Below are 12,610 nucleotides of genomic sequence, written 5' to 3' on the forward strand. Positions count from 1 at the left end.
TCAGAGCGCGGGCACCACCATCGGCGTACCGGTCACCGGATCGGGCACCACCACGGACGGCAGGTCGAAGACCTCCTTGAGCAGCGCGGCGTCCACGATCTCGGCCGGGGTGCCCTCGGCGACCACCCGGCCCTCCTTCATGGCGATCAGGTGATCGGCGTAGCGGCAGGCCTGGTTGACGTCGTGCAGCACCGCGATCACCGTGCGGCCCTGGTCACGCAGCTCGGCCAGCAGCTGGAGAAGCTGGTACTGGTGGGCGATGTCGAGGAACGAGGTCGGCTCGTCGAGCAGCAGGTAGGGCGTCTGCTGGGCGAGCACCACGGCCACCCACACCCGCTGCCGCTGCCCGCCGGACAGCTCGTGCACCGGGCGCCCGGCCAGCTCGGTCACCCCGGCCGCCTCCATCGCCTCGGCGACCGCTTCGGCGTCCTCTTCGGACCAGGTGGACAGCAGCGACTGGTGCGGGAACCGGCCGCGCGCGACCAGCTGGCGCACGCGGATGTCCTCGGGCGCCAGCGGATCCTGCGGCAGGAAGCCCAGCATCCGCGCCAGCGCCTTGGTCGGGTACGCGCCGACTTCGCGGTCGTCGAGGCGCACCTCGCCCTCGGCCGGTTTCAGCAGCCGGACGAAAGCCCGCAGCAGCGTGGACTTGCCGCAGGCGTTGGGCCCGACGATCGCGGTCAGCGCGCCGTCGGGCACGTCGAGGGACAGCCGGGTCGACACGACCCGCTCCCCGTAGCGCAGAGTCAGGTCCCTCGCGGTCAGGCGCGTGGTCATGCTCGGCGCACCTCCTTGGTGAGCAGCCAGATCAGGTAGCAGCCGCCGATCGCGGTGCTGACCACGCCGACGGGAAGGGCGACCGGGGCCAGCAGCATCTGCGCCACCAGGTCCGCGGCCAGCAGCAGCACCGCGCCGGTGAGCGCGGCGGGCAGCAGTGGCACCCCGGGCGCGGCCGCCAGCCGCCTGCCGATCTGCGGCGCGGCCAGCGCGATGAACGCGATGGGCCCGGCCACCGCGGTGACCGTGGCGGTGCAGCCGACACCGATCAGCACCAGCTGCAGCCGCAGCGGTTCCAGCCCGACACCGGTGGTCACCGCCATCGCGCTGCCGAGCGAGTACTGGTGCAGCGCCTGCGCGCGCAGCGCCAGCGCGACCAGCAGCACGGCGATCACCGCGAACGGGATGCGCAGGCCGTCCCAGCCGACGCCGCTCAGCGAACCGGCGTTCCAGCCGACCGCCGCGATGGCCACCTCCAGTTCGGCCCGCAGCACGATCCACGAGTTGAACGCGGTCAGCATGGCGTTGACCGCGATGCCGATCACCACCAGCCGCAGCCCGGACAGCCCGCCGCCGAGCGAGAGCAGGTACACCGCGGCCGCGGTGACCACGCCCCCGACCACCGAGCTGACCGCCAGCTGCCCCGGCGAACCGGACAGCACGGTGATCGCGACCAGCGCACCGGTGTAGGCACCGGCGTCCAGCCCGATCACGTCGGGGCTGCCGAGCGGGTTGCGGGTGATGTTCTGGAAGATCGCGCCCGCCACGCCGAGCGCCAGGCCGAAGATCACCGCGGCCAGCACCCGCGGCAGCCGCCAGTCGCGGATCACCACGCTGGAACCGCCACCGGAACCGGACAGCGCGGCGAACACCTTCGCCGGGCTGGCCCAGTTCGCGCCGTAGCAAAGGCCGAGCAGGCCGAGCCCGGCGATCAGCACCACCATCACCGCGGTGAGCACGAGAACGCGCCGCTCGACGCGGAACGAGAGCCGCCCCCGGCGGAGTACGAGCGCGGTCACAGCGGCGCCGCCCCGTACTTGCGGACCGCCCAGATCAGCACCGGGCCGCCGACGAACGCGGTGACGATGGCGACCGGCACCTCACCGGTCGGCAGCAGCACCCGCGAGCCCATGTCCGACAGCAGCAGCAGGATCGGGCCGAGCACCGCGCCGAACCCGACCAGCCACGGCACCGAACCACCGCCGAGCCGCCGCGCCAGGTGCGGCACCATCAGCCCGACGAACAGGATCGGCCCGGCGATCGCGGTGGCCGCCCCGGCCAGCAGGGTGATCAGCGCCAGCGTGGCGAACCGGACCCTGGCCACGTTCGCGCCGAGCGTGTGCGCCACCGTCTCGCCCAGCGCGACCGCGTTGAGCTGCCTGCTCACCGGCAGCGCGCCGAGCAGGCCGACGCCGATCGCCGCCAGCGGCAGCGCCATCGGCGCCTGCTCCCGCCCGGCCAGCGAGCCGATCGACCAGAACCGGTAGACGTCGAACACCTCGGGGTCCAGCAGCCGCAGGCCCAGCCCGACGCCGGTGAGCACGAAGGTCAGCGCGGTGCCGGTGAGCACCAGCCGCAGCGGCGACTGCCTGCCCACCGAGTACACCAGCGCCGCCGCGAGCAGCGCACCGGCCACGGACAGCACCAGCTCCCCGAAGGGCCCGGACAGCCCGAGCGAGACCCCGACGGTGATGGCGAACCCGGCGCCCGAGGTCACCCCGAGCACACCGGGCTCGGCCAGCGGGTTGCGCGAGAGCGCCTGCACCAGCACCCCGGCCACCCCGAGCGCGGCACCGGCGGCGATCGCCAGGTACGCACGCGGCAGGCGGACGTCCCGCACCACCAGGTGGTCCGGATTGGCGGTGTCACCACCGAACAGGGCGCGGAGCACCTCGCCAGGGGCGATGCCGTGCGCGCCGACCCCGAAGCTGAGCACCGCGATCACCACCAGCAGGACCAGCGCCGCGATCAGCAGGCCGGACCGCGTGCCGGATTCGCGGAGCCGGACCGTCACGGGTTCAGCAGCGGCGCGAACGCCTGGTCCACCGCGTCCAGCGTCTTCATCGCCGCGCGGTAGGTGGCGGCCTCGGTGTAGCGGATCGGGAAGGTCTTGCCCGCCTTGACCGCGGGCAGGTTCTTCCACAGCTCCGAGTCCAGCACGTACTGGACCGGCGGCGGCACCGAACCGTCGGCGGCGACGGTGTAGGAGATCGCGTCGGCCTCGGTGAAGGCGCTGGCCAGTTCCTCGATCGACGGGTACTCGCTGACGTCCTTCGAGCCGCCGCCCTTGACCTTGACCTGGCCGTAGTAGTTGGCGCCGACGTCCTGGGCGATGTTGGTGCCCCACGAGCCGTTGAACTCGCGCTGGAAGTTGCCCTTGGCGACCTCGCCGTACCCGCCGACGTGGCCGAGCTTGAGCTGCGGCAGCACCCCGGCGTACTTTCCGGCGAGCTGCTTGGCCTTGGCCTCGTACTCGTCACGCGTGGCGTCGAAGCTGGCCAGCGAGCCCGCCGCGTCGGCCTGCTTGCGCGACAGCTCACGCCACATCGACGGCACGGACGGGCCGATCGCCACCACCGGGGCCAGCGCTTCGAGCCGCTTGATGTCGATGTCGGCGAGCACCGGCTTCGGCACGCCGATCACGATCAGGTCGGGCTCGGCCTGCGCGATGGCCTCGTAGTTCGTCTCGGCCGCGGACTCGCCGGCCACCTTCGCCAGGCCGTCGTACTTGGCGCGGTCCTCCGGCGTCATCATCGGCAGGCCGCGCTGCCAGCTGGAAATCCCGACCAGCGGCGCGTTCGCCTCCAGCAGCGCGGGCACCGCGTAGCCGGTGGCGACCACGCGCTTCGGCGAGACCGGGATGGTGATCTGCCCGTTGTCGGCGGCGAACACGCGGGTTTCCCCCGAGGCGGCACCGGTTTCGGCGCCACCCGACGCGCAGCCGGTGACCAGTGCGACGGCGAGCGCGAGCGCGCCGGCGAGACGGGAGGTTCTGGCGATGGACATGGGCTTCCTCAATGGTTGCGCAATGGTTGCGATGGGTGTTGCGTGGCGGGGAGCTCAGTGCTCGTGGTGCTCGTGGTCCTCGTCGAAGTCGGCCACGCCGCGCTTCCAGTAACCGGTGATGTCGTGGTCACCGCGGTCGAGGCGGAGTTCGTCGCGCACCCAGCGGCGCAGCGGCTTGAGCACGCCCGCCTCCCCGGCGAGCCAGACGTAGATCCGCTCACCTTCGGGGATCGGCACCGCGCGCACGGCCTTCTCCAGCAGATCGCTCGTGCCGGGCTCGGCGTCGCCGCGGTGCAGCCAGTGCACCTCGACGTCCTCCGGCGGGTGCAGTTCGATCTGCTCGCTCTCGTCCGCGACCTCGACGAACGCCCAGCCCGCCGCGGTGCGCGGCAGTTCCTCGAGCCAGCGCGCGATCGCGGGCAGCGCGGTGAGGTCACCGGCGAGCAGGTAGCGGTCGTAGTTGTGCGGCACGATCAGCCCGCCCGGCGGACCGGCCACGTGCACCAGGTCACCGGGACGCGCCGCGCGTGCCCAGTCCGCGCCGAGGCCGCCGTCGTGCAACGCCACGTCGAGGTCCAGTTCACCGGTGACCGGGTCGTAGCGGCGGACGGTGTACTCGCGGGAGGTCGGCAGCGGACGGGGCCAGCGCAGCATGTCGCCGTTCGGCTCGGGCAGCCGCAGCGTGCCGTCGGGCTCCGGGAAGATCAGCTTGACGTGCTCGTCGGGTGAGTGCGCCTCGAACCCGGCGGTGCCGGGGCCGCCCAGGGTGACCCGCACCAGCCCGGCACCCACCCGGCTGGTGCGCTGGACCTCGGCCTGGCGGATGCGGATCGGGTACGGCACCTTCTCCGCCGCGGTGCCCGCGCGGACCTCGGCGATCCGCTCGCGGTACCGCGCCCGCTGCTCGGCCCGGTTCACGCGTCGTCCCCGGCCAGCACCGCGGTCCAGTGGCGCAGCCGCGGCTGCTCGGCGAGGTCGGCGAACTCCAGCCCGGTCGCGCCGGCGGCACGCCAGCGCTCGATCAGGCCCATGATCCGGATCGAGTCCAGGCCGAGGTCGAGCAGATCGGCGTCCGGGGTCAGCTCGGCCTCGTCGCAGCCGAGCAACCCGGCCACGTCGGCGCGGACCTGGTCCGCGGTCAGTCCGGTGGTGCTCATCGTGGTGCTCCCGCGTGCATCGGGGCCGACAGCGCCGAGAGCGCGCCGGCCGTGGTGGTGACGACGCCGCAGCGTTGCGCGACGTACTCGCAGGCCTGGTCGTGGCGCTCGCGGGAGAAGTCCGCGACCGCGTCGGCGACCAGGAAGGGCCGGACGTCCCGCATGAACGCCTCGACCGCGGTGGCCTGGCAGCCGATGTGCGCGTAGACGCCGGTGATCAGCAGCTGGTCGCGGCCCGCTTCGGCCAGCTGTTCGGTGAAGGTGCTGCGCTGGAAGGCGCTGTAGCGCCATTTGGTCAGCACGGTGTCCGCCGGTTCCGGGGCCAGTTCGGGCACGATGTCCGCGGCCGCCGGGTCGTCGTCGATCACCGCGCCGATGCCGTCACCCCAGAACTCGGTGAGCAGCCCGCGGTCGGCGGCGGCCTGGCGGCCCGGCTGCGCGGTGTAGAACACCGGCACGCCCGCTTCCCGCGCGCCGGCGATCAGCGCGGCGATGTTGGCGACCATCTCCGGCACCGGCGCGCCCTGGTACGGGGCCAGGAAGTACCGCTGCGCGTCGTGCACCAGCAGCGCCGCCCTGGCCGGGTCGGGCCGCCAGTCGACCCGGCCCGGCGGCAGCTCGGCCGCGGTGGGCAGCGGATAGGACTCGATCTTCGGCAGGGACACGCTTCACCCTTTCCCAGCGAGGGCGGCCAGTGCCGCTCGCAGCTCGCGTTTGCTGGTCTTGCCGACCCCGGTCACCGGGAAGGCCTCGACCACCTGGACCAGGTCGGGCACCTTGAACGCGGCGATCCCGCGCTCGCGGACGAACCGGCGCAGCTCGGCACCGGTCGGCGCCCCGCCGGCGACCGGCACCACGTAGGCGCAGGTCCGTTCGCCCAGGTACTCGTCGGGCACCGCGACCACCGCCGCGTCGAGCACGGCCGGGTGCGCCATCAGGTGGTTCTCCACCTCTTCGGCGGCCACCTTCTCGCCGCCCCGGTTGATCTGCTCCTTGGCGCGGCCGACCACTTCGAGATGCCCGGCCGGGGTGCGCCGGACCAGGTCGCCGGTGCGGTAGAAGCCGTCGGGGGTGAACGCGGTGGCGTTGTGCTCCTCGGCGCGGAAGTAACCGCGGATGGTGTACGGGCCGCGGGTGAGCAGCGCCCCGGCCTCACCGTCGGGCACCAAGTCTTCGGAGGTGGCCTCGGGATTGGCCGGGTCCACCACGCGGATCTCGTCGTCCGGCGAGATCGGGCGGCCCTGGGTGCTGAGCACGATCTCCTCGGGATCGTCGAGGCGCGTGTAGCAGACCAGCCCTTCGGCCATGCCGAACACCTGCTGCAACCGGCAGCCCAGCGCGGGGCCGATCCGCTCGGCCAGCTCGCGCCCGCACTTGGCCCCGCCGACCAGTATGACGTCCAAAGTGGACAGATCGCGGGCGGTGCGCGCGGCGGCCTGCACCCAGGCGGCGGCCAGCGGCGGCACCACGCCGGTGATCGTCACGCCCTCGGCCTCGATCAGCCGGAACGCGGTGTCCGCGTCCGGGCGCGGGCAGAGCACGCTGGCCGCGCCCGCGTGCAGCGCACCCAGCACGCCCGGCGAGCTGAGCGGGAAGTTGTGCGCCACCGGCAGTGCCGCCAGGTACACGCTGTCCGGCCGCAGCGCGCAGATCCGCGCGCTTTCCCGGACGCTGTAGAGGTAGTCGTCGTGGGTGCGCGGGATCAGCTTCGGCAGGCCGGTGCTGCCGCCGGACAACTGGAGGAACGCCACGCCGGACGGGTCTGGGTCGGGCAGTTCACGCGGCGCGGTCGCGGCCAGGTCGGTGAACTCGGGCGAGCCGACGACCAGCACGTCCCGCACCGAGGCCACGCCGTCGGCGACGGCCCGCGCGGTGGCCGCGTGGTCGTGCCGGTCGTGCTCGCCCACGGTCAGGACGGCGACGGCCTCGCTCTGCTCGGCGAAGTGCCGCAGCTCGGTTTCGCGGTGGGCGGGCAGCGCGAACACCGGCCACGCCCCGGCCCGCCACAGCCCGAACACCACCGGCAGGAACTCCGGGATGTTCGGCAGTTGCAGGACCACGCGGTCACCGGGGCGGATCCCGGAATCGGTGAGCCCGGCGGCGATCCGGTGCGCCTGGTCGTCGAGTTCGGCGAAGGTCCAGCGCGCGGTCTCACCGTCGCGCTCCCCCACCACGGCGGTCCGCCCGGCGTACGCCTCGGCCACGGTGGTCAGCAGCGAGCCGAAGGTCTGCCCGCGCCAGTACCCGGCGGCGCGGTAGTGCGCGGCGGTTTCGGCCGGCCAGGCGACGTGGCCGGCGCTCATGCCGCGCCCTCCAGGCCGAGCGCCCGCAGCAGGGTGCGGAACTTCGCGCTGGTTTCGGCGAGTTCGGCGGCCGGGTCGGAGCCGGCGACCACCCCGGCCCCGGCGAACAGGCGGACCGTCCGGTCGCACACCTCGGCGCTGCGGATGGTCACCACCCATTCGCCGTCCCCGCTCAGGTCGGTCCAGCCGATCAGCCCGGAGTAGTAACCGCGGTCCTCGGGCTCCAGCTCGGCGATCGTGTCGCGGGCGCGTTCCACCGGCACACCGCAGACCGCGGGCGTCGGGTGCAGCGCCTCGGCCAGCGCGAGTGCGGAAACGGCCGGATCGGCGATCTGGCCGGTGATGCGCGTCGAGAGGTGCCACATGGTCGGCGTACCGAGCACGGTCGGCTCCTCGGGCACCACCAAGTCGCGGCAGAAGCCGCCCAGCACGTCGGCCACCTGGGCGGCGACGTGCGCGTGCTCGGCGCGGTCCTTGGCCGACGCCAGCAGCGCGTCGATCCGGCGGCGGTTCTCGGCCTCGTCGGCGACCCGCGGCAGCGAACCGGCGAGCGGGTTCGCCACCACCGTCGAACCGTGCCGCGACACCAGCAGTTCCGGGCTCGCGCCGACCAGGGTGCGTGGCGCGGGATCACCGGGAGCGCTGACGTCGGCGGCGAAAACGTGCGCGGCCGGGTCGGCGGCCACCAGCCTGGCCAGCAGCGCCGGGACCTCGACCGGCGCACCGGCGGTCAGCTCCAGGCAGCGCGCGAGCACGACCTTGCTCAGCTCATCGGCGTCGATCAGCTCCAGCGCGCGGCGCACGCTGCCGGCGTAGACCTCGGGCTCGGGCTTCGGCGTGATCGACCACGAGCCGTCCAGCGCGCTGGCCCGCCCACCACGCTCCGGCACGCCCGCCCGCCGCACCACCGCGGGCACCACCAGGCTGGCTTCGGCGTCCGGCCGGAACCCGAGCGCCCCGACCACCAGCGGCTCCTCGACCCCCGCGAGGTCGGCGGCGATCAGCGCGTCCGCCGCCGCGCGCGCCCGCTGCCCGTGCGGTGCCTGCACGGTGGTGTGCACCCCGTCCGCCAGCAGCGAGCCGCGGCCGGAGGAGAAGTAGAACGACCCCGGCAGGTAGGCGGCCAGCAGATCGGCCGCGCGGTGCACCGGGCGCGGTCGCGCCAGAGCGGGTGAGGACACTGGTCATTCCCTTTCGCAAAGAGGACTCGGCGGCGGTGACCGCGCACTGCACACTCTCGTTTATTTGGAAAGCCTAACCTAAGATTTACCTCAGTGGAAGACGGGGCGTGGATCTCACGCCCGCAGCGTCGCCCCGCCGTCCACGTAGGGGTTCTGCATGGTGATGTGCCGCGCCCGGTCCGAAGCCAGGAACACCACCGCGTCGGCGATGTCGGCCGGATCGGCGATGCGCCCCAGCGGGATGCCCGCCCGGAACTGCGCCGGGTCGCCCGCGATCACCCGCGCCGCCCCGTTTTCGTCCGTCCACAGCAGACGCTGCATCTCGGTGTCGGTGGATCCGGGCGAGACGATGTTGCAGCGGATGCCCGAACCGGCCAGTTCCAGGCCGAGGCAGCGGGTCAGCATGGTGGCGGCCGCCTTCGACGCGGCGTAGGCGGCCATCCCCGTCCGCGGCACCCCGGCCGCGTTCGAGCCGACGGTCACCAGCACGCCCCGCCGCCGCGGCACCATCCGCCGGGAAACCTCGCGCAGCACGGTGAACACGCCGGTGGTGTTGACCGCGAAGGTGGCTGCCCAGTCCTCGTCGCTGGTGTCGGTCACCGAGCCCGGACGGAGAATGCCCGCCACCGGAACGCCGATGGTGATCGGCCCCAGCTCGCGCTCGACCTGGCCGACCACTTCGGCGATGGCGGCGGAATCGGCCACGTCCGCGGTGAACGGCAGGACCCGCCCATCCGCGCCGGCCACCGTTTTCGCCAGGCCGTCCGCGTCCAGATCGATCGCGGCGACCGCGGCCCCCGCCGACGCCAGTGCCCCGGCCACGGCGGCGCCGATGCCCCGGGCCGCCCCGGTGACCACCGCGACCCCACCGCGGATGCCGTCCTCCACCGGAACTCCCTTCACCGACCCGAACAGTTTCCTTAGGCTGCCCTAACCTAACGGGTTCACGGCGATGGTAAAGGGATTGATCAGGTGATCTGGCTTACATGGCGGCCAGCTGTTCGCCCAGCAAGACCGCGATTTCCGCGGGCGCGTCGAGCATCACCACGTGCCCCGCACCCGGCACGACGTGCTCGGACACGCCCTCGGCCGCCGCCCAGCGCGGCATCGCGGTGGCGATGTTCCCGGTGCGGTCGCGCTCACCGCGAATGAGGGTGAGCGGCACCGGCGTGCGGTAGTCCGGGTCGGGTTCGACCAGCGACGCGGTGGCGCGCCAGACGTCGAGGAAAACCCGCTTCGGCATCCTGGCGAACACCGCCTCGGTCGCGGCGATCGCCTCGGGGGTCACCGCGGAGGCCTTGGCCATCAGCCGCGGCAGCCGCGCTTCCGGCACCATCGCCAGCGCGGGCGCGGCCAGGCGCAGCAGGCGGCGTTCGGTGCCGGTCAGCGGCCCGGCGTTCCAGGTCGAGCCGAGCACCACCAGCCCACCGGCCCGCGCGGGGGCGCGGCGCACCAGCGCCTGGGAGAGGTTGCCGCCGAGCGAATGCCCGACCAGCACAGGCCGCTCCAGTTCGAGGTGGTCGAGCAGCGCGGCGAGATCCGCGAGGGCGTCCTCGGCCGTGAACCGCGTTCCGGGCTCCAGCACCGATTCCCCGTGGCCGCGCAGGTCCCAGCACACCACCTGGCGCTCCGGCAACGCGGCGGCCTGCGCGGCGAAAGCCTCGTGGCTCATGCCCGCGCCGTGCGTGAACACCACCGCCGGACCGCGACCCGGCGAGCACCCGTACCGGATCACCGCGCCGGGGCGCGACAACGAGCCGTTCAGCACGCGAGTTCCTCGATCCGCCGCTCGATCCGGTCCAGCCGCTCCCGGATCCCCTCGCCGTGCAGCAGTTCGGCGAGGTGGTCGGCTTCGTCGCCGTCGAGCGCGATCGAGCGCTCGGGCGCGTCCGGATCGGCCGTGCCGTACACCAGCAGCGACCGGCCCGAGCCGGCGTGCAGCACGGCGAGCCGTTCGCCGGACCGCGTCCGGAAGTGGTGCACCATCCGGTGGCCGGGCAACCGGTGCGAATCGGTTTCCATGGGTCTCACCTCCGCATGCTGTCCACTTTGCCCGGATTGACCGCGTGGCCGCATCGGAGCCAACCCCCATTCCGCTACTCGGCGACCACCACCCCGGCCACCACCCGCGCCCGGACGGTGATCGGCTCGCGGCCGGACGGCCGTCGCCGCACCACCGCCGCGGCGACCGGCTCGGCCAGCGCCGTGCGCAGGCAGCGGCGCAGGCCACGGGCACCGTACACCGGATCGAAGCCGCGCTCGGCGATCAGCTCGGGCACCGAATCGTCCACCACCAGTTCGACCGAGCGGCGTCGCAGCCTCCGGCGCAGTTCCTCGATCTCCACCGCCGCGATCCTGGTCGCGGTCTCGGTGTCGAATTCGGTGAACACGATCGTCTCGTCGATCCGGTTGAGGAACTCGGTGTCGAAGAAATCGCCCAGTGCGGCCGAAACCGCGGCCTGGTTGCCGCGCTCGGCCAGCCGCCGGGTGAACGCGCCCGGCCGGTCGCCCAGCCGGTCGGCCAGCCGCCGCCAGCGCGCCCGGCGGCGCCGCGCCAGCTCCGCGCTGCCCAGGTTCGAGGTGAGGAACACGTAGCTGTTGCGGAAGGAGATGCGCTCCTGCCCGTTCGCCAGCCGCAGTTCGCCGTTGTCCAGCACCTGGAGCAGCGCGCGCAGCACGGTCGGGTGCGCCTTCTCCACCTCGTCGAACAACACCACACCCGGCGTGTAGGCGTCACCCTCCACTTTGGAGCGTTCGAAGACCGAGTAGGCCTCCTTGCTGCCCGCGTAACCCGGTGGCGCGCCGCTGAACGAAGCCGCGTAGTGCTCCTGCGCGAGCGCGCCCATGTCCACCCGGCACAGATCCTCCGGCCCACCGCGCAACTGGGCCGCGACCTGGCGCACGAGTTCGGTTTTCCCGGTGCCGGTCGGGCCGACCAGCAGCAGGTTCGCCAGCGGGCGCGCCGGATCGGCCACACCCGCGGTGGCCAGGGTCAGCGCGCGCACCACCGCGTCGACGGCCGGGTCCTGGCCGAGGATCCGCGCGCGCAGCCCGGCCGCCACCGCGTCGCGGTCGAACGCGCCGGGAGGCCGCGCGGCGGCGGCCTCCCGGTTCTGGTCGTGGTACCGGTCGGTGAGGTACGGCATCAGGCCCGCATCGTTTCTTCGACCGGCAGCTCGCCCACCCGGCAGTCGGCGACGCCGACGGTGTCGCGGGTGATCGCTTCCACGTTCTCCCTGGCCTTCTCGGCGTCGGTGACCCAGAGCTGGTAGAAGTCGAACGGGCAGTCCGCGACGCCCTTGTCCCCGTCACCGGCCGCGTGCACGCCGGAATAACCGCGGTGCAGCAGCTTGAACAGGTGGTTCTGCGACTGGTCGAACTCGCGCGCGTCCCGGATCGCCGAGAGCGAGAGCTGCGCGAACTGGATGCCGTACTCCTCCTCGCCCGTCTCGCCGAGGGTGCGGCCGTCGAAGCCGATGATCGAGGAGTGGCCGAAGTAGGAGTAGACCCCGTCGAACCCGGCCGCGTTCGCCACCGCGACGTAGCAGTTGTTGGCCCACGCCATCGCCTTGGCCATCAGCACCTGCTGATCCTTGGCCGGGTACATGTACCCCTGGCAGCGCACGATCAGCTCGGCGCCCTTCATCGCGCAGTCGCGCCAGATTTCGGGGTAGTTGCCGTCGTCGCAGATGATCAGCGAGATCTTCATGCCCTTCGGGCCCTCGGTGACGTAGGTGGTGTCGCCGGGGTACCAGCCCTCGATCGGGCACCACGGCAGGATCTTGCGGTACTTCTGCACGATCTCGCCGTGGTTGTCGATCAGCACGAGGGTGTTGTAGGGCGGCTTGTCCGGGTGGTCCTCGTGCTGCTCGCCGGTGATGGAGAAGACGCCCCAGGTGTTCGCGGCGCGGCAGGCTTCGCTGAAGATCGCGGTTTCCTCGCCGGGCACGGTCGCGGCGGTCGCGTACATTTCGCCGGGGTCGTACATGATGCCCTGCGTGGAGTACTCCGGGAACACCACCAGGTCCATGCCCGGCAGCCCGGTTTTCATGCCCACCACCATTTCCGCGATCTTCCTGGCGTTGTCCAGTACCTCCGCCTTGGTATGCAGGCGGGGCATCTTGTAGTTGACCACCGCGACGCCGACGGTGTCGGGACTGGCGGAGATGTCACCGTGTCGCATCAT

Annotated in this window: 14 protein-coding genes; all 14 read right to left on the reverse strand. The window is 72.7% G+C overall.

Features of this window, described 5'->3' with window-relative positions; all coding sequences use genetic code 11:
- Positions 1-777 (reverse strand): ABC transporter ATP-binding protein, encoded by a 777-nt coding sequence (locus A4R43_RS09970; protein ID WP_113692065.1) that lies wholly within the window; start codon positions 775-777, stop codon positions 1-3.
- Positions 774-1,796, reverse strand: a complete 1,023-nt coding sequence (locus tag A4R43_RS09975) for a FecCD family ABC transporter permease (protein ID WP_205215287.1) — start codon at positions 1,794-1,796, stop codon at positions 774-776. Before A4R43_RS09975 ends, A4R43_RS09970 begins: the two co-directional genes overlap by 4 nt.
- Complete coding sequence (locus A4R43_RS09980) at positions 1,793-2,791, reverse strand: FecCD family ABC transporter permease (protein ID WP_113692066.1); 999 nt, start codon at positions 2,789-2,791, stop codon at positions 1,793-1,795. Before A4R43_RS09980 ends, A4R43_RS09975 begins: the two co-directional genes overlap by 4 nt.
- Positions 2,788-3,783 carry an ABC transporter substrate-binding protein gene (locus tag A4R43_RS09985; RefSeq protein ID WP_113692067.1) on the reverse strand — a complete coding sequence of 332 codons (996 nt, stop codon included), beginning with the start codon at positions 3,781-3,783 and terminating at the stop codon, positions 2,788-2,790. Before A4R43_RS09985 ends, A4R43_RS09980 begins: the two co-directional genes overlap by 4 nt.
- A gap of 54 nt (positions 3,784-3,837) precedes the next feature.
- Positions 3,838-4,701, reverse strand: coding sequence for a siderophore-interacting protein (locus tag A4R43_RS09990; RefSeq protein WP_113692068.1), 864 nt, complete (start codon positions 4,699-4,701; stop codon positions 3,838-3,840).
- Positions 4,698-4,940 carry a phosphopantetheine-binding protein gene (locus tag A4R43_RS09995; protein ID WP_113692069.1) on the reverse strand — a complete coding sequence of 81 codons (243 nt, stop codon included), beginning with the start codon at positions 4,938-4,940 and terminating at the stop codon, positions 4,698-4,700. Before A4R43_RS09995 ends, A4R43_RS09990 begins: the two co-directional genes overlap by 4 nt.
- Positions 4,937-5,605 (reverse strand): isochorismatase family protein, encoded by a 669-nt coding sequence (locus tag A4R43_RS10000; protein WP_113692070.1) that lies wholly within the window; start codon positions 5,603-5,605, stop codon positions 4,937-4,939. The genes A4R43_RS09995 and A4R43_RS10000 overlap by 4 nt, the downstream gene beginning before the upstream one ends.
- 3 nt (positions 5,606-5,608) lie before the next feature.
- The gene (locus A4R43_RS10005) at positions 5,609-7,243 is read right to left on the reverse strand and encodes a (2,3-dihydroxybenzoyl)adenylate synthase (RefSeq protein WP_113692071.1); all 1,635 of its coding nucleotides are present in this window, start codon (positions 7,241-7,243) and stop codon (positions 5,609-5,611) included.
- The gene (locus A4R43_RS10010; RefSeq protein ID WP_113692072.1) at positions 7,240-8,424 is read right to left on the reverse strand and encodes an isochorismate synthase; all 1,185 of its coding nucleotides are present in this window, start codon (positions 8,422-8,424) and stop codon (positions 7,240-7,242) included. The genes A4R43_RS10005 and A4R43_RS10010 overlap by 4 nt, the downstream gene beginning before the upstream one ends.
- A gap of 114 nt (positions 8,425-8,538) precedes the next feature.
- A complete protein-coding gene (locus A4R43_RS10015) occupies positions 8,539-9,312 on the reverse strand; it encodes a 2,3-dihydro-2,3-dihydroxybenzoate dehydrogenase (protein WP_113692073.1) in 774 nt (257 codons plus the stop codon).
- Positions 9,313-9,406: 94 nt separating this feature from the next.
- Positions 9,407-10,192 (reverse strand): alpha/beta fold hydrolase, encoded by a 786-nt coding sequence (locus tag A4R43_RS43235; RefSeq protein ID WP_236808876.1) that lies wholly within the window; start codon positions 10,190-10,192, stop codon positions 9,407-9,409.
- Entirely contained in the window at positions 10,186-10,446 is a 261-nt protein-coding gene (locus tag A4R43_RS43900; RefSeq protein WP_113692074.1) for a cation:proton antiporter regulatory subunit, read from the reverse strand. Before A4R43_RS43900 ends, A4R43_RS43235 begins: the two co-directional genes overlap by 7 nt.
- Before the next feature lie 74 nt (positions 10,447-10,520).
- A complete protein-coding gene (locus A4R43_RS10030) occupies positions 10,521-11,570 on the reverse strand; it encodes an AAA family ATPase (RefSeq protein ID WP_113692075.1) in 1,050 nt (349 codons plus the stop codon).
- Positions 11,570-12,607, reverse strand: coding sequence for an aliphatic amidase (locus A4R43_RS10035; RefSeq protein WP_113692076.1), 1,038 nt, complete (start codon positions 12,605-12,607; stop codon positions 11,570-11,572). Before A4R43_RS10035 ends, A4R43_RS10030 begins: the two co-directional genes overlap by 1 nt.
- Positions 12,608-12,610: the final 3 nt, after the last annotated feature.

Source organism: Amycolatopsis albispora, assembly GCF_003312875.1.
In the GTDB taxonomy this organism is placed as follows: domain Bacteria; phylum Actinomycetota; class Actinomycetes; order Mycobacteriales; family Pseudonocardiaceae; genus Amycolatopsis; species Amycolatopsis albispora.